Consider the following 22774-nt stretch of genomic DNA (forward strand, 5'->3'; position numbering starts at 1 on the left):
AATAATTACTAAGTAATTATTTAGAAATCACTTTACGACCACGATAATAACCATCAGCGGTTACGTGATGACGTAAATGTGTTTTACCTGATTCATCAACTGAGATATTAGCAACAGTTAATGCATCATGAGAACGACGCATACCACGTTTTGCGCGAGTTTTACGATTCTGTTGAACAGCCATGGATTTACCCCTTATTCTTTAAACTAACTAAAATTGCAAATGGATTTGTTTTTTCATTCTCAGTTGGAATTTCACCAAATACCATATCTGCCTCTGACACTTCGCAGTGTTTACTATCATGTACCGGCGCAATCGGTAGCGAGAGAATAATTTCGTCCTCAAGTAACGTTAATATATCTACTTCGCCAAACTCGTTCATCAGAACGGGCTCATAATGTTCCGGTAGTGCCTCTGCTTGAGCATCGCTCTTAACAGGACTAAATTTATTCATCACATGAACTTCAGTGACAAAAGGTTCAAAACAACGTTGACAAGTTTGTTCTAACGTCATTTTTGCATCAATAGCGATAACACAAAGCTTTTGTTCATCATAATGGAAAGATAAACTACAGGCGATATCACTTTTTGGATTTTCAACCCTCTTTATCGCTTGAAGTGGATAATATCCAGTATAATCAAGTCGTTTTTGTGCTGCTTTAATCGGGTCAATAGTTAATGGTAATCTATTTTGCATAAGATATGCATACTACCTTAAAAATTTATTTAGCGTAGCTAAAAACTACACAATGCCATAAGGCGTGCATATTACCTTTAAATCATGGTTTCGTCAATGGGCATAAGCAAGATAATTTGTTTTAGCTATTGATTATTACCTTAATATTTATTCTGAATATTTTTTTATTTTTAGAAAATTTTTGCTAAAAACACGATTTAAGACAAAAACAATAAATAAACTAATCAGACATTATATTATGACAATCGACCAAAGCTATCTTTGACAATTGCACGAAAATCATTAAATGTTTTGCTATCTAATAAACGCTTAGTAGATTTTTCTTTGACAAAGTTAACAAATAAATTATAAATACGCATTGCATCTTCATATTCATTTTTACTAATTGCCAATAAAAAAATAACATAGGCAACTTGATTTTTATCCCACACGATCCCCTGTGGAGCAAATATGGTAGTTACTATCGTCTTTTTAGCCAGCAACCCAACAGAGTGAGGAATAGCAATATTTTCACCCAATAGCGTAGAAACAATTGCCTCTCGCTCAATAACAGAAGGGTAAAAATCAACATCAACATACCCCATTTGTTCAAGTTTTTTGCAAACTTTGTTAAAAAGTTCCTCTTGGGTCATGGGTTGGTTAATAATTAGAAAAAATTTTTCACTAAAAAAACGCTCAATAATATAAGGCATCTTTCTATCTATCATTGCCAATCGTCCCAATTGTTCAAGCTGATAAGATGTAGGAAATGGTGCAATTTTAACTACTTGTTTATTTTTTTTTGTTAAACGAACAGTTGAAACAACAAAATCTTCTTCAATATTGGAAAGCTGTTCATACTCTCGATAAGAAAGTGTGCGATTTATTTTAATATGAGGAAAATCCCTTTTAATTTTTGCCTCAATCATACGCAAAGCTGCGTTACCAAGCTCGCTAACAAGTAAAATTTGCGCACATCTTTCATGCCCAGCGCTATAATTACGCTCTAATGCTACACCGATATGTACCGCTAAGTAGCTAATTTCATCTTCTGTCATTTTTGCTCCAGTATACTTTTCGGTATTAGCAAGAGCAGACAGCGTAATATCATAAGCAAAAGGATAATACTTTTTTATTTCATGTAATAAAGGGTTAGTTGTACGAATTTGATATTTAATCCTAGATAACATTGATGAAATATGTATTAATATATCTTGGTTTAGCTTCTTATCTTCTAATAAATTATAATGATACGTATCATTAATATAAGATAATATATGTTTAACCATTGCTAAGCTTTGTGCCTGATTTGGCGATTCCATAACCGTTCTAGAAATAACCTGAGCACATAAATAATTAAATTCCGCATCGGAAAGCACACTGCCTAGGAAATAGGAAACATCTTCAGAGATTTGAGTCACTGCGCTGATAACAGTAGTATTAATTTGATCTACATCATATTCAAGTAACTCATGCCCTTGATTAATTCGAGTAATTGAAACCGCACAGCTATAAAGTAGATATCCTTGCCCTTCAGCATTTAATTTTAGCTCAAAACGTTCAAGTTGATTTTGAAGAATTTTTTCAAGATACTCTAAATCGATATCATTTAAAACTGTTTTACGTAGTCTATTAACCATAATGAAATCTTCAGCCATATGCCGTTGCCATAAAATATCGGTTAAACAGGTACGAATTGATAACTCATCACCAACTAACCGCATACCATAATAAGGACGATTTTCGATTAATAAATTGTATTTATCTAAATATTGTTTAACCTCAATAACATCATTTTGCAACGTGCTACGGCTTAAAAACCATTTCCCAGCAATATCATCCAATTTTACTGAATTAGATTGCGTTAAAAAAGCAATCAATAAAGCCAAAACTCTTTCTCTACTTGTTCGGGGGATGCGCTCAATTGCCTGAGTGATAGGCAATGTTGCATAAAGAATGGGATCGGTTACCACAAGTTGATATCCAATATTTTTGGTATAATCAACTTGTGCTCCATAATCGCTTAAAATACCATTAAGTGCTGAAATATCAGTGCGAATAGTGCGAGTAGAAACCGAAAAACGATTCGCTAACTCTTGTTGTGGCAGCGTTTCATTTTTTATGGTATCAAATAAATACGCTAATCGCTGAGAAGAGAATAGCACTTTAGATGACATTATTTATCCTACAAGCTTTTGTGTGATAGCTAAAAGTTGTTTGACATCATTAGTGCGCGTTGCGCCTGTTGCTTTATCAATAATAGAACTATAGATGTGTGGGATAATTTTCTTCACACCTGCATCTAAGGCAATTTTTAAAACTGTTTCATAATTATCTAGATCAATGCTACCAGTTGGTTCAAGATAGAAATCATGTTCAGCGCAACATTTAGCTACATACGCAAATTCATCTTTATGTTTTAGCCCACCCATAGGAAAGTATTTTATTGAGCTACCACCCATGTCTTTTAATAAAGCAATAGCCGTTTCAACAGGAACAATTGCAGCTGGAGATTTTGAGCTTAGCGGACCTGTTGCAATATTGACTAAGCCAACTTTTCCCGTTGGCGAAACTAATCCATTAATGATAGATTCTTTTTGCCCTAGCAAAGCTCGACTGGTTGCAACCCCTGTAAACACTTGGTTAATATGTTGTGGTTGGAGTATAGCTGATATTTCAGAAACCATCATTGACTGATTAGGATCACCAGCACCAAGTCCTATTGAAATAGCATTATCAATGGCTACTGCATACTTTTTCATATCAGCAATTGCTGCTTCATTATTGGCGTAATTTTTAGATAAAATGCCAACAACAACATAAGTTTGTGCTGCCTCATAAATCGCCTTCGCATTATCAATTGAATTCGCTAATACATTTAAACAAACACGATCATTATAATAATTTGGAGTCAGTTGCATTATTGTGCTCCTTGAGTAATATTTTTAATTTTTTGGTAAATAATGTCGAGTTGTGTTGATGTCACACTACGCACATCAGCATCAACTTTGCCTTCATTGGCTTTATATTCTCTAAAATATACTGCAATCTCACCTTGTTTCATCAGTTCAATTATCTCGACTGCGGTTTTACCTATTACACTTGCATCAAATGCTATTTCGGCTCGTGCAATATCACGCCCAGCTCCATCCCAAACCACTTTAGCCGATATACCTTTAAGTGTATTTAGACTTTCAATAAATGGGGTCATCTTAGCAACCATCTGTTGTCCTGTTTCTGATTGTGGATCGGTAACATAAAGCTCAATAGCTTTTGTTAATCCTAAAATACCTTCTTTGCCTATCTTCATTGGCCGCCCAATACCTTGTGACTGTAATTTTAACCATTCAACCGCTTGATGACGCCCAATGACTAAACCACTGGTTGGCCCTTCAATTGCTTTAGCGCCACTGTAAATCACTAAATCAGCCCCTTGTTGATAATAAGTTTGTAAATCTTCTTCCGCCGCTGCATCAACAATCAATGAGATATCATATTTTCTAGCAATAGCAGCTGTTTGCGCGACCGACAACATGTTTTTTTGTACACAATGATGTGATTTAACATATAAAATCGCAACAGTATCTGGATTAATTAGTGATTCGATATGTTCAGGTTTACACTCATTTGCATAGCCTGCTTCAACCATAATCCCACCACCTAAAGAAACCATTGTCCCAATTGGTGCACCAAAATTAACATTATGGCCTTTAGGGACAATAATTTCACGAGGAACATATTTATCAGATGAATGCAAATTAAATAATAAGTCATGATCATCTTTGGTAATCAAGCCTGCAACCGCTTGAACAATACCAGCGGAAGCGCACGATACTACCACGGCATTTTCAACATTGAGCAATTGCGCAATATATTGGCCTGTTTTATCTACTAAATCCTTAATTTCAAAATATTCATTTAGCCCACATGATACCGTATCAATCACTTCAGATCTTGGAGTTGATACACCTAAAATGGTCATTCTTCCTGACGCATTAATTACCTTTTTTAAGTGATATTTATTATAAATATCTTTTTTAGTTGGAGATTCTGAGCTCATTTTTACTACCTTCCTCTGTTAGTTCAATGCGTATCAAATGCTTTCCCGTATCAGCGACAATAGATGCTAAAGGAACAAACTGTTCATCACTTTGCCTAACTTCGCCTTCAGAATCTAATAATGAAATAGTTTGCCGTTTAATATCAAAAATGGTCAAATCTGCATCATAACCAGCCGATAAAACACCTTTATTTCTAATATGCAAAATTTGAGCCGCATTTTGTGTCACACTATCAATAATTCTTTTTCGGCTATAACCAAGACAAATAAACTTCGTCATCACATTAGCCAAGCTAAAAACTGGACCATGTAGACGGTTCTTAGAGTAAATATCAGAGCTAATCGTATTGGGGTAAATACCCAAGCATTTAGCACGTTCTGCTACTGAAAAACTAAAACTTTCACCACCATGGCCGATATCTAATATCACTCCACGTTCGATTGCTCTTTTGATTGAACCACGCAATTGATTTTGTTTATCAAAGATTTGATTGGGTTTACCATTAAAACAATGTGTAATAATGTCACCTTTAGTTAATAAATCGGCAATTTCATCGAGCTCAGGAGGATTATTACCAACATGAATCATTAGAGGCAAACCGCTCTTTTTTTGCATTTCTTTGGCTTTAACTAATGGTAAAATGCCATTTCTACCCACGACGCTACCACTCATTCGTACTTTGATGCCAATAATAAAATTAGGATATTTAGCTAATGCTTCATCAAATAACGGCGCGTCAATATCCTGCATATCGGCGAGCTCACTTTGTCTTAATAAACCAATTTTAGAAATATTTAAAAAAGAGTAAACATGTGTACTTGCTTGCTGAGCTAATTGATAAAACTCATCAACATTAATAGCGCCAACACTACCAGCATCAACAACAGCGGTGACACCCGCCTTTACACCAATCAAATCTGGCTCATCATGATAGAGGGGGGATCGCGCAAAACAATGCGTGTGTGAATCAATCCACCCAGCACTAATATAATGTTTATTTTTTAGATCCAGTACACGTTTAGATTGCCCTATAATAGAACTAGCCATCGCAACTATCTTACCATTAGCAATAGCAATATCGGTTACTGACTCATCAATCTGTTTGGCATTTTTGATAATTAAATCATACATAATTTTTCACTCTTCTCTACAATTGAATAAATTATAGAGAGTAATTAATATTATAGGATTGGGAATACACCGCCAAAAATCATTGCGCCTAAAATAGCCCCACCGGTGATCGGTTTTTTCCATACATAAAAAAGCAGTGCTCCCAATAAAGAACCAATACCAATAGGGATGGAAGCGACCATAGCAGATAAAATAATCATTGGGCCAAGAAAACGCCCAGAAGCATTGCCCGCCCCCATCATAACATCGGCACCAAATGTTGAACCAGAACCACCATTAACCGTAAATTTACGGATCAGAATAATGATTAAACCCGTTAGGATCCCCAAAACCAACCCCGTTATTAATGCAACAAAGAAATTTTCAACAGGTAATGTATAACCTCCCGCTAGCAATAATGCAGGTATACCAAGCCCAATACCGGTTTGCAATGCGCCACCGATATCCAATATACCCACTAATGAGCCTTCAATAACTCGAGCAAATAAAAAGCTAGCCCCAAAAGCCGCAACTGCACCATAATCCCCCGTAGTCATTCCTGATTTAAGCATGGCAACGAAAGCAATTTCGTTAAAGGCACCAATACCATATACATAGAAAGTATGCGTTCCAGCAAAAATACCAGCAGACAATAATCCACAGATAATAGGGAATGACCAATCAGCATACCAAAAACTTTTATTGATCGTTGTTTGTGTGTTCATAACATGTTCCCTGTATTATTTAAACCAATAAGATAAACCGTCTCTAAATGAATTTATCATCTTCATATCAAAACCACGAAAATACCCACTCATAACAAATAGAATAATGACAGACACCAGCATGATTTTCATCACACGATTCCAGCCACTATCATCAACACCTTTCCCAATCAATATCCCTAATACCAGCCCAGGTACAGCATTCCCCATAATTAACTGCGCAAGCCCTCCAAACAATGTGCCCCAAAAACCACTACGGCGCCCAGCATCTAATGCGGCTAACCAGAAAATAACTGGCATAACAGTTGCAACTAGCAAGTTTGCAGCAGGAACCAGAACTTTAGTTGCGGTAATTTTTAGCGAATCAGGAATCACTGAAGTTGTCGTATTTAAAAACAACACAACAACCATACCAACAAATGCGCATGCAAAAGCCATTTTTTTAGGATCGTGTAAGGTTTCGTCAAGATTACGATTTTTTATCATCAATAAAGAAGCGCCCCAATTGGGAATGATTCTATGATCGACATCTTGAGTAAAAGAGCCTGCTGCAACTGATGATGCCCATGCATTAAAAAAGAATCCTAAACCAAATGAAAAGTGCGCAGTAGGATCGCCTTCGCATGAGTTAAGCTCCCCCAATGTACGAAATGCCCCCATTCCTTGATACGTTGGCGCATGGAACATTCTAGCAGCCCCAACGCCAACCCCAAAACCACAAAGTCCACCGATAATAATAGACTTAAATGCAATAATTAAAATTTCCATAACTTTCCTTTTACGTTATGTTATCTAGAAGTAAATTCAATATCATTTAAATCAATAAAAGTTACATTAACAGATACATCAAGGGTGATTTCATAAAATGTCTTTTTTCTTGGTAAAAAAATAAATAAAAAACGTTCCATTACTATCTTTTCTATTGCTGATACCACTTGAATATCAATCGGCTCTATACGCAACAGAATGTTATTAGTATTTTTCAATACTTCTTTCTGAACCTGACTTAAAGCATTAGAAAATGTTCGTTGCTTAGAATCACCATGACCTTTTACTCTCACAAGTATCTGTTCTTGTTTTTTCATATTCATTTTTCGATTATGAACGTGGGTATTTTTTCAGAAATGCTTTTGCAATACGCAGTCCTAATTCTTCCGTATCCATAAACCCAAAACCAAGGACTTTACACCCTTCATTGATAGCCGTTTCACCTTCTTCAATTGAACGCATACCATGACGCTGTGGGTAACCATATTTATTTTGTGCCGTAATAGCACCTGCCCCACCACTACCACAGAAAGAAAGCCCTAAATCGGCATTTTCCTTATTCATTACATCACCTAATTTCATATCTGCAGCCATACCAGGAATAACAATTGCACGGCAACCTGCTACTGAATCAATTCCCGTGGCAATTTTTTGCCCTTTTCCCATTCTATCGCCGATAACAATGACCACCTCTGCCATAACATTTCTCCTATTAATTATTGTTTTTTAGTTGTCTAGTAATCGTTTAATTTGCTTTAGCAACTTCATAATGAACTGCCAATAAATATGCCTCTTCTATTGGTAAATTATCAAATAACGCTACCGTCTTTCGTGCCAGCTCTAACGATTCTTCTGAAAGTTCATCAAACAATGCAGGATCGATTTCAGGTAGTTTTTCTAATGTTTTAGCCCTTTCAACCATCGCTTTTACATGTGAAAATAACATCGCTTTTTGAACATCATTTTGTATAATTTGATGCTGTACTAACCAACTGTTGATAATGTTAATGGTTTGTTGGGTAACTAGCTCTGGTTCAAGATTGTCTTCAAACATTCTAAATTTGATTTGGGTCATAGCTAATACATTTCTCTTATTGTTATTTTAGATTGGACGGTTTAAGCGTAAAACAAACGTGTTTGAATGTGGATAGAGAGTTTTTCCTTCAGAAAGAGGAAATTTGTTACCAAGTTAGTTAAACACAATAATCAAAAGGGATTGCTATTTTATATGGTGGATCATTTGCGAATCTTGATATTCAATTTTGTGAACTAGATCATAAAAAATATAATAAGATTTGTTTTTTAGACACTGAAGAAAGGTAAATCTGAAATTTCATAACGCAAGCAAGTTGAAACCTTACTTGCTTAAAAATAAAAAATTCAATAAAATCAATCGCTTTCCTGAATAACTTTTAGTCTATTATTACACTGTTTTAATGTGTAACGCTCTGTGTAAAATAGCATTATCTGTAGCTAGAATGTTGGCTTGCAACGCCTGTAGAATGAAAATAATGACAACTATAAAAAAACAGATTCCACCCTTATTTGTCATTGCTCATAAAGCTTTCTGCTTATCATAAGACTCTATCGTTATTATTACTGGCGACCATAACTGTTTTTTGGTTTATAAAATAACTTCAAAACATTCTAGTTGTGCCGAGTCGAAATAAATATCTTTATTATTTGGTCTATTATCTATGTTACGGTGTGTATGCTTGAAATGTGGTGAGTTTACCCAAGCATCAAAATCATCTTTTGAATCCCACTCAACAAATGAAGAAAACAACGTGTAATCTTCTTCTGTTTTTCCTTGTAAAAAGTAAAAACGATTAAACCCTTTCATTTCTTTCAAATGGCTATCGCGGTTGCGCCATATTTCAATAAAAGCATCTTCACTACCTCGTTTAATTTTAAAACGGTTCATTACAATATACATCCTTATCTCCTTTTACATTTCTAAATTAAACATCATATAAAAAAATAGCACGCCATGCGTGCTATTTGTAAATTGAGTTAAAAAAATTATTGATTCTCTTCGGCAGAATTTAACAATTCAGCTAAGTTAGCTGTTGCTTCTTCTGCTGAAATGGTTGCTGGAACCTCATCGACTGATGGCATTGCGCGTTTACGTAAACGTTCTTTATGGTAAGCATAACCAGTACCTGCTGGAATTAATCGACCAACAATAACGTTTTCTTTTAAGCCACGCAGTTCATCATTCTTACCTGCCACCGCAGCTTCAGTTAATACACGAGTCGTTTCTTGGAACGAAGCAGCAGAAATAAACGATTCAGTCGTCAATGATGCTTTAGTAATACCAAGCAAGTCATGCAAGTAAACAATCGGCTCTTTGCCTTGTGCTTCAAGTTCACGATTAATAATCTTCAAGCGAGAAACTTCAAGCTGTTCACCTTCAAGCAGACGAGAACCACCTGGATGAATAACTGTTGCCTTACGTAACATTTGTCGTACGATAACTTCAATATGTTTATCATTGATTTTTACACCTTGCAGACGATAAACTTCTTGAACTTCGTTAACAATATAACGTGTCACCGCATTAACACCACGTAAACGCAGAATATCATGCGCTGATTCAGGACCATCCGAAATCACATCACCACGCCCAACTTGTTCACCTTCAAACACGTTAAGTTGACGCCATTTTGGAATCATCTCTTCGTATGGTTCACTACCATCCAATGGCGTGATAATTAAGCGACGTTTACCTTTTGTTTCTTTACCAAATGAAATAATACCATCAATTTCAGCCAAGATAGCAGACTCTTTTGGTTTACGTGCTTCAAATAAATCAGCAACGCGTGGTAAACCACCGGTAATATCTTTGGTACCAACAGATGCTTGAGGAATACGAGCAAGTGTGTCACCAATATTAATTTCAGCACCATCTTCCAACTGGACTAATGCTTTACCTGGTAAGAAATATTGAGCAAGCATTTCTGTACCAGCCAAATAGATATCATCACCTTTAGCATCAACAATTTTAATTGCTGGGCGCAGATCTTTACCTACACCAGTACGTTCAGCTACATCTAATATCGCAATAGATGATAAACCTGTTAATTCGTCAGTTTGACGAGTAATAGTTTGACCATCAATCATATCCACAAAACGAATATACCCTTTAGTCTCAGAGATAACAGGCATTGTATGTGGATCCCAGTTAGCAACAGTTTCACCTGCGTCAACTGCCTCGCCATTACCTTTGCTTAAAATCGAACCATAAGGAACTTTATAAGTTTCTTTCATTCGACCTAAATCATCAATAATGGTTAGCTCGGCATTACGCGAAGTAATAACCAATTTCTTGTCTGGGTTAGTTACAAATTTAGCATTAGTTAATTTAATACTACCTTTGTTTTTAACTTGGACACTTGATTCCGCTGCTGCTCGCGATGCCGCACCACCGATATGGAACGTACGCATGGTTAACTGTGTACCTGGTTCACCGATTGATTGTGCAGCAATAACACCGATTGCTTCACCTTTATTGACCAAGTGACCACGGGCTAAATCACGACCATAGCATTTTGCACAAACACCAAAGTCAGTATCACACGAAACAACAGAACGGACTTTAACACTATCTACAGATTCAGCTTCAAGTAAGTCACATTTACTTTCATCAAGTAACGTGTTGCGCGGAATTAAGATATCTGCACTGCCTGGTTTTAACACATCTTCAGCAGTAACACGGCCTAAAACACGTTCACGAAGTGGCTCTTTAACATCGCCACCTTCGATAACTGGCGTCATCACCACACCTTCTAAAGTGCCACAGTCATCTTCGATAACCACTAAATCTTGTGCAACATCAACTAAACGGCGCGTTAAATAACCTGAGTTCGCTGTTTTTAATGCGGTATCGGCAAGACCTTTACGCGCACCATGGGTCGAAATAAAGTACTGAAGTACGTTTAATCCTTCACGGAAATTTGCTGTAATTGGTGTTTCAATAATTGAGCCATCTGGTTTTGCCATCAAACCACGCATACCAGCAAGCTGACGAATCTGTGCAGCAGAACCACGCGCACCAGAGTCGGCCATCATATAAATACTATTGAAAGAAGACTGAACTTCTTCTTCACCTTTACAGTTAATCACTTTTTCAGTTGATAAGTTATCCATCATGGCTTTAGCAACGCGTTCATTGGCTGCTGCCCAAATATCAATAACTTTGTTATAACGTTCACCTGCCGTTACTAAACCTGATTGGAACTGTTCTTGAATCTCAGCAACTTCAATTTCAGCCTCATTGATGATTTGCGATTTCTTCGCTGGAATTTCCATATCATCAATACCAACCGATACACCAGAACGCGCAGCGTAGGCAAACCCTGTGTACATAATTTGGTCAGCTAAAATAACTGTATCTTTCATGCCTAATTGGCGATAACAGATATTTAAAATTTTAGAGATTGCTTTTTTACCAAGTGGTTGATTAATAACAGAGAAACTCATTCCTTTTGGCATAATTAACCATAAGATCGCACGACCAACAGTTGTATCAACAACCGAAGTGGTATCTTCCCACTCACCCACACTATTATGTTGGCTTTCAGTAATACGAACTTTAACTTTAGCGTGCAATTCAACTAAACCTAAACGATATAGTTTTTCAGCTTCTTTAGGCCCTGTTAAAATCATCCCTTCGCCTTTAGCATTGACTTTATCACGAGTCATATAGTAAAGACCTAAAACCACATCCTGAGAAGGAACAATAATAGGCTCACCACTTGCTGGCGAAAGAATATTGTTAGTTGACATCATTAACGCACGAGCTTCTAATTGTGCTTCTAACGTTAATGGAACGTGAACCGCCATTTGGTCACCATCGAAGTCCGCATTAAATGCTGCACAGACTAATGGATGTAATTGAATCGCTTTACCTTCAATTAGAATCGGTTCAAATGCTTGAATACCTAATCTATGTAATGTAGGTGCACGGTTTAGTAATACTGGATGTTCTCGGATAACTTCATCTAAAATATCCCAAACAACCGCATCTTCACGTTCAACCATTTTTTTCGCTGCTTTAATGGTTGTTGCATAACCGCGACGCTCTAATTTTCCGTAAATAAATGGTTTGAATAATTCAAGTGCCATTTTTTTCGGTAAGCCACATTGATGCAAATGTAAGTAAGGACCTACAGTAATAACCGAACGACCAGAATAGTCAACACGCTTACCTAACAAGTTTTGACGGAAACGACCTTGCTTACCTTTAATCATATCAGCAAGAGACTTCAGTGGACGTTTATTTGAACCGGTAATAGCACGACCACGACGACCATTATCTAATAATGCGTCGACTGATTCTTGTAACATCCGTTTTTCGTTACGGACAATGATATCTGGTGCGGCTAAATCTAATAAGCGTTTTAAACGATTATTACGGTTAATAACTCGACGGTAAAGATCATTTAAATCTGACGTTGCAAAACGTCCACCGTCAAGTGGTACCAATGGGCGCAAATCTGGTGGTAACACTGGTAATACGTTTAGAATCATCCATTCAGGTTTATTTTCTGATTGAATAAATGCTTCAATAATTTTAATACGTTTCGTCAGTTTTTTACGTTTAGTTTCAGAATTAGTGGTAGCAAGTTCATCACGTAACGCTTCACATTCTGCTTGCACATCAATATTACGTAATAATTCTTGAATCGCTTCTGCACCCATGCGCGCATCAAATTCATCACCGAACTCTTCTAACGCATCTAAATATTGTTCTTCCGTTAAAATTTGCCCACGGTCAAGATTTGTCATGCCACCATCAAGAACCATAAATGATTCAAAATAAAGTACGCGCTCAATATCACGTAGTGGCATATCAAGTAATAAACCGATACGAGATGGTAATGATTTTAAAAACCAAATGTGCGCAGTTGGTGATGCAAGCTCAATATGCCCCATGCGCTCACGGCGCACTTTAGCTTGAGTCACTTCCACACCACATTTTTCACAAATCACACCACGGTGTTTTAAACGTTTATATTTTCCACATAAACATTCATAATCTTTTACTGGTCCAAAAATACGTGCGCAAAACAATCCATCACGTTCTGGTTTGAACGTACGGTAGTTGATTGTTTCAGGCTTTTTAACTTCACCAAAAGACCATGAGCGAATCATATCAGGAGAGGCAAGGCCTATCTTAATAGCATCAAAATCTTCTGTTTTTGTTTGTGCTTTTAGAAACTTTAGTAAGTCTTTCACAATTGACTCCTATGGAGTTAAACCAATTAGATAACTTATTATCGCTAATAAGTTATCCCTATAAATAGAAATCATTTAAGTTAGCAAATTACTCTTCATCTAACTCGATATTGATACCTAGCGAACGAATCTCTTTTAATAGTACATTAAATGATTCAGGGATCGCAGGCTCCATACGATGATCACCATCTACAATATTTTTATACATCTTCGTACGACCATTTACGTCATCTGATTTGACAGTTAACATTTCTTGTAAGGTATAAGCTGCACCATATGCTTCAAGTGCCCATACTTCCATCTCACCAAAACGTTGACCACCAAATTGAGCTTTACCACCTAATGGTTGCTGAGTAACTAAACTGTATGAACCAGTAGAACGAGCATGCATTTTGTCATCAACTAAGTGATTCAATTTCAGCATATACATGTAACCCACTGTTACCGGACGTTCGAATTGCTCACCTGTACGTCCATCGTACAAGGTAATTTGACCAGATGTTGGTAAATCGCCTAAATCAAGTAGTGCTTTAATTTCTTGCTCTTTAGCACCATCAAACACAGGTGTTGCAAGTGGCATACCATTACGTAAGTTTTGTGCAAGCGTCATAACTTCTTGATCCGTAAATTCGGCTACATTCACTTTTTGTGCAGCGCCTAAACCAAGATCGTACGCTTTTTGGATAAATTCACGTAATTTAGCTAATTCTTGCTGCTCTTTTAGCATAGTGTCGATCTTCTGACCAATACCTTTAGCAGCCATACCCAAGTGAGTTTCTAGTATTTGTCCGATATTCATACGAGATGGAACACCTAGTGGATTTAATACAATATCAACTGGGCGACCCTTGTCATCATATGGCATGTCTTCAATTGGATTAATTTTAGAGATAACCCCTTTGTTACCATGACGACCTGCCATCTTATCACCAGGCTGAATTTGACGTTTAACCGCCAAGTAAACTTTAACAATTTTAAGCACTCCTGGCTGTAAATCATCGCCTTGAGTGATCTTCATGCGTTTAGCTTCTAGCTTTTTATTAAATTCAGCTTTGATTTCTTCATGTTGCTCAGCAAGTTGTTCTAATTGAGCTTGCTTATCTTCGTTAGCTATACCAATTGTCAACCATTTTTCACGAGGTAAAGCATCTAATTTATCTGCTTTGATGCCACCAGAAATAAGCACATCACGAATACGAGCAAATAGCGCAGCTTCTAAGATTTTAAGCTCTTCAGTTAAGTCTTTTCTTGCTTGTTTAAGTTGCATTTCTTCAATTTCAAGTGCACGTTTATCTTTTTGTACACCATCGCGAGTAAACACTTGAACATCAATAACTGTGCCTGAAACACCATTTGGCACACGTAACGAAGTATCTTTAACATCGGATGCTTTTTCGCCGAATATGGCACGCAGTAATTTTTCTTCTGGGGTTAATTGTGTTTCACCTTTAGGCGTTACTTTACCAACCAGAATATCGCCACCTTGGACTTCAGCACCAATATAAACAATACCTGACTCATCAAGTTTAGATAATGCAGCTTCACCCACATTTGGAATATCAGCGGTAATTTCTTCTGCACCTAACTTTGTATCTCGAGAGACACAAGATAATTCTTGAATATGAATAGATGTGAAACGATCATCTTGTACTACTTTTTCAGAGACTAAAATAGAATCCTCAAAGTTATAACCATTCCATGGCATAAATGCCACACGCATGTTTTGACCTAATGCTAATTCACCTAAGTCAGTAGATGGACCATCGGCAAGTACATCGCCACGTTCAACTTTCTCACCTAATTCCACACATGGAATTTGATTAATACAAGTATTTTGGTTTGAACGGGTATATTTAGTTAAGTTATAAATATCAATACCTGTTTCACCAGCGTATATCTCATCAGCGTTAACATTAACGACAATACGTGATGCGTCTACATATTGCACTGTACCACCACGGCGAGCCACTGCTGTTACACCAGAGTCAACCGCTACAGCACGTTCCATACCAGTTCCAACAAACGGTTTTTCCGCTTTTAACGTAGGTACTGCTTGACGTTGCATGTTCGCACCCATTAAGGCACGGTTCGCATCGTCATGCTCAAGGAATGGAATTAATGAAGCACCAACTGATACGATTTGTTGAGTTGATACGTCCATATAATGAACTTGTTCAGGACTATATAAACCTGATTCACCATTTAAACGACATGTCACTAAATCTTCTTTAAAGCGACCATCTTCATCAAGGTTTGAGTTTGCCTGAGCAATCACAAATTCACTTTCATCAATCGCTGATAGATAATTAATTTCATCAGTTACGATGCCATCAATAACTCGACGATACGGCGTTTCTAAGAAACCATACTCATTAGTCCGCGCATAAACCGCTAATGAATTAATCAAACCGATATTTGGACCTTCCGGTGTTTCAATCGGGCAAACACGACCATAATGCGTTGGATGCACGTCACGCACTTCAAACCCTGCTCGTTCACGAGTTAAACCGCCTGGACCTAATGCAGATATTCGGCGTTTGTGCGTAATTTCAGATAATGGGTTATTTTGATCCATAAACTGCGATAGCTGACTAGAGCCAAAAAATTCACGAATCGCAGCTGAAATTGGTTTCGCATTAATCATATCTTGTGGCATGAGCGAATCGAGATCACCTAGAGATAAGCGCTCTTTCACTGCTCGCTCAACACGAACTAAACCAATACGGAATTGGTTTTCTGCCATTTCACCAACGCTACGAATACGACGATTGCCTAAATGGTCAATATCATCAACTTCACCGTGACCATTTCGAATAGCAATCAATTTTTTCATCACGTCAACGATATCATCTTTCGTTAAAACGCTTTCGCCTTCAATGTCATCGCGACCTAAAGAACGATTAAACTTCATACGACCAACAGCAGATAAATCATAGCGCTCGTCAGAGAAGAATAAATTATCAAATAATGCTTCAGCTGCTTCTTTTGTTGGCGGCTCACCAGGGCGCATCATGCGATAAATTTCAACTAACGCACCTAATCGGTCACGCGTTGAATCAACATTTAATGTTTCAGAAATAAATGCACCATGATCTAAATCATTAGTGAACAAGGTTTCTATTCTTTTATATCCCGCATTGGTTAATTGAAGTAATAACTCTAGCGAGATTGGAGTATTAGCAAAAGCAATTATCTCGCCCGTTGCTTCATCAACATAATTTTTAGCAAGAACTTTATTAACGATATATTCAACAGGTACATCAATTTTACTAACATTATCTTTTTCTAACTCACGAATGTGACGAGCAGTAATACGACGACCTTTTTCAACATAAATTTTACCTTTTGATTCAATATCAAATAGTGCTGTGTCGCCCCGTAAACGCTCTGGAACAAGATCCATTTTTAACTTAGATTTACCAACTTCAAAAATGGTTTTCTCAAAGAAAATGTCTAAAATTTCTTCCGTTTCAAAACCTAACGCACGTAAAATAATTGTTGCTGGAAGCTTACGGCGACGGTCAATACGAGCGAAAAGATTATCTTTTGGATCAAATTCAAAATCAAGCCAAGAGCCACGATAAGGAATAATCCGAGCATTGTATAGAACTTTACCAGAAGAGTGTGTTTTACCTTTATCACTATCAAAGAACACACCAGGACTACGATGCAATTGCGATACGATTACACGCTCTGTGCCGTTGATCACAAATGTACCATTGTCCGTCATCAAAGGAATTTCGCCCATGTAGACGTCTTGCTCTTTAATATCTTTAACTGTTCCTTCTGGCGCATCTTTATCATAAATCACTAAACGTAATTTTACACGCAACGGTGCTGAGTAAGTGATCCCTCTAATTTGACATTCTTTAACATCAAACACAGGTTCGCCCATCTTAAAGCTCACGTATTGCAACTCAGCGTTACCGCTATAACTTTTTATCGGAAATATTGAACGAAATGCGGCTTCTAAGCCATATTGGCCTTCTGGATCTTGCTCAATAAATTTCTGGAACGAATCAAGTTGAATAGAAAGAAGATACGGTATATCCAAGACTTGTGGACGCTTACCAAAATTCTTACGAATTCGCTTTTTCTCGGTATAAGAGTAAACCATTAGTTCCTCAACTTGCTTATCTGCTATTCTAGCATGATTAAATATTCATCAGGATTACTATCGCTAACTGATGGCACCTGACACCTCATCGAAAATATCTATAAATATCAATTGATTAGGCTTAATAAATATACTATTTCTTTATTACTTTTATTGATAATCTTCAAATAAAATTCTTTAACTTATTATAGCGCAAAAAGGCTGGAGGTATAAAACCCCCAGCCATTTGCTGTGTTATCGATAAACTTATTTAAGTTCGACAACCGCACCAGATTCTTCAAGTGCCTTTTTAAGCTCATCGGCATCAGCTTTACTAACAGCTTCTTTAACAGTTGCTGGAGCTGATTCAACAAGATCTTTAGCTTCTTTTAAGCCTAAACCAGTTGCACCACGAACTGCTTTGATAACAGCAACTTTGTTAGCACCAACATCTTTTAAGATTACATCAAATTCAGTTTTTTCTTCTGCTGCTTCAGCAGGACCCGCTGCGGCTACAGCTACAGCTGCTGCTGCAGAAACACCAAATTTTTCTTCCATCATTGATACAAGTTCAACAACGTCCATAACAGACATTTCAGCAACTGCATCTAAAATTTGTTCTTTAGTGATAGACATAATATAGTTTCCTAAATTTACATTTTTTTAATTAATAAAATTCACAATCAAGCTGCTAATTAAGCTGCTTCTTTTTGATCGCGAACCGCTGCAAGAGTACGAACCAATTTGCCAGCTGCGGCTTCTTTCATGGTTGACATCAAGCGAGCTAATGCTTCTTCATAAGTAGGTAATGTTGCTAAGCGATCAATATTCGCTGCAGTAATTAACTCACCTTCAAAGGCTGCGGCTTTTATCTCAAATTTGTCATTTTCCTTTGCAAACGCCTTAAAAATACGCGCTGCAGCACCTGGGTGCTCACTTGAAAACGCAATTAGAGTTGGACCAACAAACGTATCTTTCAAACACTCGTATTGAGTGCCCTCAACAACACGGCGTAATAGCGTATTACGAACAACACGCATATAAACACCCGCTTCGCGAGCAGATTTACGTAATGCAGTCATTTTTTCTACAGTTACGCCACGAGAATCAGCAACAACTGCAGATAGCGCACCTTTGGCGATTTCATTAACTTCAGCAACAATTTCTTGTTTATTTTGAAGATTTAGTGCCATTGGTATTGCTCCTGGATTATACTAGGCAAAGCCTAGACTTATTTTAACTAACTACAATATGTAGCTAGCACAACCACGATGAGCAGAATCCCTCTATTATATCTTATCAGGCTCTGTCACCGTCTACGTAGGAAAATTAAGTAGTCAAAACTCAACTACACCTACGGTCTTGGACGGGGTCTGGTTAAGGCCAGACACCAACCGATCTTTTTGTTTAATTATTAAATTAATTAAACGTTTGCATTTAATGTTGCTTGATCAATTGCAACACCTGCACCCATTGTAGTAGAAAGGCTAACTTTTTTAATAAATACACCTTTCGAAGATGCTGGTTTTGCACGTTTTAAAGCAACAAGTAATGCTTCTAAATTTTCTTTAAGCTTATCTGCATCAAAATCAGCTTTACCGATAGTTGTATGGATAATACCATTTTTATCATTACGGTAACGAATCTGACCAGCCTTAGCATTTTTTACAGCTTCAGCAACGTTAGGAGTTACAGTGCCAACTTTAGGGTTTGGCATTAAACCACGAGGCCCTAAAATTTGACCTAATTGACCAACTACACGCATAGCGTCAGGCGATGCAATAACAACATCAAAGTCCATTTCACCTTTTTTGATTTGATCAGCTAGATCATCCATACCGACTAATTCAGCACCAGCTTCTTTCGCTGCTTCTGCATTTGCTCCTTGAGTAAATACAGCAACGCGCACACTACGTCCTGTGCCATGTGGAAGCACAATTGCACCGCGAACATTTTGGTCTGATTTACGTGAATCGATACCTAAATTTACAGCTACGTCAACACTTTCTGTAAATTTAGCAGTAGCTAATTCTTTTAATAAGGCAATAGCTTCGTTAATGTCATATTGTTTAGTTGCGTTCACTTTTTCGCGGATAAGTTTAGCTTTCTTAGATAATTTAGCCATTGATTAACCCTCCACTTCCAAGCCCATTGAACGTGCAGTTCCTTCAATAGAACTCATCATCGATTCAATGGTAGCACCATTCATATCAGCTGCTTTTAATTCTGCGATTTCGCGAATTTGCGCGCTCGTTACTTTACCTACTTTCTTCTTGTTAGGTTCGCCAGAACCTGACTTGATTTTAGCCGCTTTCTTTAATAAAACAGCTGCTGGAGGCGTTTTCGTAACAAAAGTAAATGAGCGGTCAGAATATACCGTAATTACAACTGGAATTGGTAAACCTTTTTCCATGCTTTCTGTTTTTGCATTAAATGCTTTACAGAATTCCATGATATTAACGCCATGTTGACCAAGTGCTGGACCAACTGGCGGACTAGGATTTGCTGCACCAGCTGCAACTTGCAACTTGATGTAAGCTTGTACTTTTTTTGCCATTTTTAGTTTCCTGTGCTCGGGTGCAAACGCCTCTATTAATAATAACTATTAATAAATAGACAGCTCCCCTAAGTTAAATGAGGGCAAAATTATCCTACAACTCGGATAAAATTACAAGATTTATTTAAAAAGAAATAACCAAAGCAAGGTAAACACCTTGCTTTTAAGTTACAACTAAATGAAATAACAATAAATTTAAAGTACGTTAACTGCGTTAAGCTCTTTAAACGCAAGCTCTAAACGAGCAACTAAAGAGTCTTGACCTTTACGTAACCATACGCGAGGGTCGTAGTATTTTTTATTTGGCGCATCAGCACCTTCAGGATTGCCTAATTGCCCTTGTAAGTAAGCTTCATTGGCTTTGTAGTAATTCAACACACCTGCCCAGTTAGCCCATTGAGTATCTGTATCAATATTCATTTTAATGACACCATAACTCACTGCTTCAGCAATTTCTTCTGGTGTAGAACCAGATCCGCCATGGAACACAAAGTTTAATGATTTTTCAGGTAAGTTAAACTTCTCTGATACATATTTTTGTGAATTATCTAAAATTTTTGGCGTTAATTTCACATTACCTGGCTTATAAACACCATGTACATTACCAAATGACGCGGCAATAGTAAAACGTGGGCTGATTGCACTTAAACGTTCGTAAGCATAAGCCACATCTTCTGGTTGAGTATAGAGTGCCGAACTATCCATATGGCTATTATCAACACCATCTTCTTCACCACCAGTACAACCTAATTCTAACTCTAAAGTCATTTTCATTGCTGACATGCGAGCAAGGTATTGACAACAAATATCAATGTTATCTTTTAATGACTCTTCTGAAAGATCTATCATATGAGATGAAAATAATGGTTTACCTGTTTTAGCAAAATGTGTTTCACCTGCATCAAGTAATCCATCAACCCATGGAAGTAATTTTTTAGCACAATGATCAGTGTGTACAATAACAGGCACACCATATTTTTCAGCCATAAGGTGAACATGTTTAGCACCAGAGATCGCTCCTAAAACAGCGCACTCTTGCCCTTCCAGTTTTAACCCTTTACCCGCGATAAACTGAGCACCACCATTAGAAAACTGTACAATAACAGGTGAGCCCACTTTAGCGGCTGTTTCAATTACTGCATTGATGGTATTAGTATCAACACAGTTCACAGCTGGTAATGCAAAATTATTTTCACGTGCAACTTGAAATACTTTTTGAACATCGTCACCAGTTACAACACCAGGTTTAACAACATCAGAAATCTTTGTAGCCATTTTATTACCTATAAATTTATTTATATAAAAAGTAAAGGATGAGTAATTATCTCATCCTTTTCACTGAATCTATATTATGCTTTTGCTCTAGCTTCTAGCATTGCAACAGCAGGAAGTTTTTTACCTTCAACAAACTCAAGGAAAGCGCCACCACCAGTTGAAATATAAGAAATTTTATCTTCAATGCCAAATAAATCAATTGCAGCTAAAGTATCACCACCACCAGCAATTGAGAAACCTTCGCTATCTGCAATTGCTTTCGCAACAATTTCAGTGCCACGGCGGAAATTTGGGAATTCAAAAACACCCACAGGACCATTCCATAAAATGGTTTTAGCGTTCTTGATAATATCTGCTAATACTTCAGCTGATTTATCGCCTAAATCAAGAATTTGTTCGTTTTCTTTAACGTCTTTTACTGATTTTTCAGTTGCAGTTGCAGTCTCACTAAACTCTGTTGCAACTCGTACATCAGTAGGTACTGGAATTTCACAATTTGCCATTAATTTTTTCGCTTCAGGAATTAAATCGGCTTCATAAAGTGATTTACCAACATTATAACCTTCAGCTGCAATAAATGTATTTGCGATACCGCCACCAACAATAATTTGATCAGCAATTTTTGATAATGAATCAAGTACGGTTAACTTAGTTGATACTTTTGATCCAGCAACAATTGCAACCATTGGTCTTGCAGGATTATCAAGTGCTTTACCTAAAGCATCAAGTTCAGCGGCTAATAATGGACCAGCACAAGCAACTGGCGCAAATTTACCTGCACCATGAGTTGAGGCTTGGGCACGGTGAGCAGTGCCAAATGCATCCATTACATAGATATCACAAAGCGCTGCATATTTTTTAGATAAAGTTTCGTCATCTTTACCTTCACCTACATTGAAACGAACATTTTCTAGAACAACTAATTCGCCTTCTTTTACATCAACGCCATCAAGATAGTCTTTGACTAAACGGACAGGGAATGACACATGTTCTTTTAAATAATCAACAACAGGTTGTAAAGAGAATTCTGGGTTATATTCGCCTTCTGTTGGACGGCCAATATGAGAGGTAACCATTACTTTAGCACCTTTTTTAATGGCATCTTCAATAGTAGGTAGTGATGCTTTAATACGCGCATCTGAAGTTACCTTACCATTTTTAACCGGCACATTAAGATCTGAGCGAATAAATAAGCGTTTTCCTTTTAGATCAAGATCTTGCATTCTAATAATAGACATGAGATTTCCTCTTATAAAATATAATAA

Annotated in this window: 20 protein-coding genes; all 20 read right to left on the minus strand. The window is 37.1% G+C overall.

The window, feature by feature from the left end; translation table 11 throughout:
- Positions 1-16: 16 nt before the first annotated feature.
- The 20 genes from rpmF to pgk all read right to left on the minus strand — a co-directional run bounded on the left by rpmF (position 17) and on the right by pgk (position 22747).
- Positions 17-184 (minus strand): 50S ribosomal protein L32, encoded by a 168-nt coding sequence (gene rpmF, locus A9G30_RS11785; RefSeq protein WP_025316508.1) that lies wholly within the window; start codon positions 182-184, stop codon positions 17-19.
- Between the two features lie 4 nt (positions 185-188).
- Complete coding sequence (gene yceD, locus A9G30_RS11790) at positions 189-698, minus strand: 23S rRNA accumulation protein YceD (protein ID WP_065567438.1); 510 nt, start codon at positions 696-698, stop codon at positions 189-191.
- A gap of 236 nt (positions 699-934) precedes the next feature.
- Positions 935-2854, minus strand: a complete 1920-nt coding sequence (locus A9G30_RS11795; RefSeq protein ID WP_065589076.1) for a BglG family transcription antiterminator — start codon at positions 2852-2854, stop codon at positions 935-937.
- Positions 2855-2857: 3 nt separating this feature from the next.
- The gene (gene dagF, locus A9G30_RS11800; RefSeq protein WP_065589077.1) at positions 2858-3598 is read right to left on the minus strand and encodes a 2-dehydro-3-deoxy-phosphogluconate aldolase; all 741 of its coding nucleotides are present in this window, start codon (positions 3596-3598) and stop codon (positions 2858-2860) included.
- Complete coding sequence (locus A9G30_RS11805) at positions 3598-4737, minus strand: DgaE family pyridoxal phosphate-dependent ammonia lyase (protein WP_065589078.1); 1140 nt, start codon at positions 4735-4737, stop codon at positions 3598-3600. Before A9G30_RS11805 ends, dagF begins: the two co-directional genes overlap by 1 nt.
- Complete coding sequence (locus A9G30_RS11810; RefSeq protein ID WP_065589079.1) at positions 4715-5869, minus strand: amidohydrolase/deacetylase family metallohydrolase; 1155 nt, start codon at positions 5867-5869, stop codon at positions 4715-4717. The genes A9G30_RS11805 and A9G30_RS11810 overlap by 23 nt, the downstream gene beginning before the upstream one ends.
- A gap of 50 nt (positions 5870-5919) precedes the next feature.
- Entirely contained in the window at positions 5920-6573 is a 654-nt protein-coding gene (locus A9G30_RS11815; protein WP_065567433.1) for a DUF4310 family protein, read from the minus strand.
- Positions 6574-6588: 15 nt separating this feature from the next.
- On the minus strand, positions 6589-7341 hold the full coding sequence (locus tag A9G30_RS11820; protein ID WP_065567432.1) for a DUF4311 domain-containing protein: 753 nt from the start codon (positions 7339-7341) through the stop codon (positions 6589-6591).
- 20 nt (positions 7342-7361) lie between these two features.
- On the minus strand, positions 7362-7658 hold the full coding sequence (locus A9G30_RS11825; RefSeq protein WP_065589083.1) for a DUF4312 family protein: 297 nt from the start codon (positions 7656-7658) through the stop codon (positions 7362-7364).
- Positions 7659-7671: 13 nt separating this feature from the next.
- Positions 7672-8040: an SFCGS family glycine-rich protein gene (locus tag A9G30_RS11830; protein ID WP_065567431.1), complete on the minus strand. Its 369-nt coding sequence runs from the start codon at positions 8038-8040 to the stop codon at positions 7672-7674.
- A 46-nt stretch (positions 8041-8086) separates the two neighbouring features.
- Positions 8087-8416: a hypothetical protein gene (locus A9G30_RS11835; protein WP_065579901.1), complete on the minus strand. Its 330-nt coding sequence runs from the start codon at positions 8414-8416 to the stop codon at positions 8087-8089.
- A gap of 549 nt (positions 8417-8965) precedes the next feature.
- Positions 8966-9277, minus strand: a complete 312-nt coding sequence (locus A9G30_RS11840; RefSeq protein ID WP_065583077.1) for an antibiotic biosynthesis monooxygenase family protein — start codon at positions 9275-9277, stop codon at positions 8966-8968.
- A gap of 86 nt (positions 9278-9363) precedes the next feature.
- The gene (gene rpoC, locus A9G30_RS11845; protein WP_065589080.1) at positions 9364-13581 is read right to left on the minus strand and encodes a DNA-directed RNA polymerase subunit beta'; all 4218 of its coding nucleotides are present in this window, start codon (positions 13579-13581) and stop codon (positions 9364-9366) included.
- Between the two features lie 88 nt (positions 13582-13669).
- Positions 13670-17698 (minus strand): DNA-directed RNA polymerase subunit beta, encoded by a 4029-nt coding sequence (gene rpoB / locus A9G30_RS11850; protein WP_065589081.1) that lies wholly within the window; start codon positions 17696-17698, stop codon positions 13670-13672.
- A gap of 246 nt (positions 17699-17944) precedes the next feature.
- Entirely contained in the window at positions 17945-18313 is a 369-nt protein-coding gene (rplL, locus tag A9G30_RS11855) for a 50S ribosomal protein L7/L12 (RefSeq protein ID WP_065567426.1), read from the minus strand.
- 59 nt (positions 18314-18372) lie between these two features.
- A complete protein-coding gene (rplJ, locus tag A9G30_RS11860) occupies positions 18373-18870 on the minus strand; it encodes a 50S ribosomal protein L10 (protein WP_065567425.1) in 498 nt (165 codons plus the stop codon).
- Between the two features lie 230 nt (positions 18871-19100).
- The gene (gene rplA / locus A9G30_RS11865; RefSeq protein ID WP_065589082.1) at positions 19101-19802 is read right to left on the minus strand and encodes a 50S ribosomal protein L1; all 702 of its coding nucleotides are present in this window, start codon (positions 19800-19802) and stop codon (positions 19101-19103) included.
- Between the two features lie 3 nt (positions 19803-19805).
- Positions 19806-20234 carry a 50S ribosomal protein L11 gene (rplK, locus tag A9G30_RS11870; RefSeq protein WP_065567423.1) on the minus strand — a complete coding sequence of 143 codons (429 nt, stop codon included), beginning with the start codon at positions 20232-20234 and terminating at the stop codon, positions 19806-19808.
- Between the two features lie 195 nt (positions 20235-20429).
- A complete protein-coding gene (fbaA, locus tag A9G30_RS11875; protein WP_065567422.1) occupies positions 20430-21509 on the minus strand; it encodes a class II fructose-bisphosphate aldolase in 1080 nt (359 codons plus the stop codon).
- Between the two features lie 74 nt (positions 21510-21583).
- A complete protein-coding gene (gene pgk / locus A9G30_RS11880) occupies positions 21584-22747 on the minus strand; it encodes a phosphoglycerate kinase (RefSeq protein ID WP_065583073.1) in 1164 nt (387 codons plus the stop codon).
- Between the last annotated feature and the right edge of the window lie 27 nt (positions 22748-22774).

The organism is Gilliamella sp. Fer4-1, assembly GCF_001690515.1.
GTDB classification, from domain to species: domain Bacteria; phylum Pseudomonadota; class Gammaproteobacteria; order Enterobacterales; family Orbaceae; genus Gilliamella; species Gilliamella apicola_C.

What these genes read in the sequence shown, in the direction of transcription:
- rpmF (WP_025316508.1), bottom strand. Translation starts at nt 184, where the DNA reads ATGGCTGTTCAACAGAATCGTAAAACTCGCGCAAAACGTGGTATGCGT.
- yceD (WP_065567438.1), bottom strand. Translation starts at nt 698, where the DNA reads ATGCAAAATAGATTACCATTAACTATTGACCCGATTAAAGCAGCACAA.
- A9G30_RS11795 (WP_065589076.1), bottom strand. Translation starts at nt 2,854, where the DNA reads ATGTCATCTAAAGTGCTATTCTCTTCTCAGCGATTAGCGTATTTATTT.
- dagF (WP_065589077.1), bottom strand. Translation starts at nt 3,598, where the DNA reads ATGCAACTGACTCCAAATTATTATAATGATCGTGTTTGTTTAAATGTA.
- A9G30_RS11805 (WP_065589078.1), bottom strand. Translation starts at nt 4,737, where the DNA reads ATGAGCTCAGAATCTCCAACTAAAAAAGATATTTATAATAAATATCAC.
- A9G30_RS11810 (WP_065589079.1), bottom strand. Translation starts at nt 5,869, where the DNA reads ATGTATGATTTAATTATCAAAAATGCCAAACAGATTGATGAGTCAGTA.
- A9G30_RS11815 (WP_065567433.1), bottom strand. Translation starts at nt 6,573, where the DNA reads ATGAACACACAAACAACGATCAATAAAAGTTTTTGGTATGCTGATTGG.
- A9G30_RS11820 (WP_065567432.1), bottom strand. Translation starts at nt 7,341, where the DNA reads ATGGAAATTTTAATTATTGCATTTAAGTCTATTATTATCGGTGGACTT.
- A9G30_RS11825 (WP_065589083.1), bottom strand. Translation starts at nt 7,658, where the DNA reads ATGAAAAAACAAGAACAGATACTTGTGAGAGTAAAAGGTCATGGTGAT.
- A9G30_RS11830 (WP_065567431.1), bottom strand. Translation starts at nt 8,040, where the DNA reads ATGGCAGAGGTGGTCATTGTTATCGGCGATAGAATGGGAAAAGGGCAA.
- A9G30_RS11835 (WP_065579901.1), bottom strand. Translation starts at nt 8,416, where the DNA reads ATGACCCAAATCAAATTTAGAATGTTTGAAGACAATCTTGAACCAGAG.
- A9G30_RS11840 (WP_065583077.1), bottom strand. Translation starts at nt 9,277, where the DNA reads ATGTATATTGTAATGAACCGTTTTAAAATTAAACGAGGTAGTGAAGAT.
- rpoB (WP_065589081.1), bottom strand. Translation starts at nt 17,698, where the DNA reads ATGGTTTACTCTTATACCGAGAAAAAGCGAATTCGTAAGAATTTTGGT.
- rplL (WP_065567426.1), bottom strand. Translation starts at nt 18,313, where the DNA reads ATGTCTATCACTAAAGAACAAATTTTAGATGCAGTTGCTGAAATGTCT.
- rplJ (WP_065567425.1), bottom strand. Translation starts at nt 18,870, where the DNA reads ATGGCACTAAATCTTCAAAATAAACAAGAAATTGTTGCTGAAGTTAAT.
- rplA (WP_065589082.1), bottom strand. Translation starts at nt 19,802, where the DNA reads ATGGCTAAATTATCTAAGAAAGCTAAACTTATCCGCGAAAAAGTGAAC.
- rplK (WP_065567423.1), bottom strand. Translation starts at nt 20,234, where the DNA reads ATGGCAAAAAAAGTACAAGCTTACATCAAGTTGCAAGTTGCAGCTGGT.
- fbaA (WP_065567422.1), bottom strand. Translation starts at nt 21,509, where the DNA reads ATGGCTACAAAGATTTCTGATGTTGTTAAACCTGGTGTTGTAACTGGT.
- pgk (WP_065583073.1), bottom strand. Translation starts at nt 22,747, where the DNA reads ATGTCTATTATTAGAATGCAAGATCTTGATCTAAAAGGAAAACGCTTA.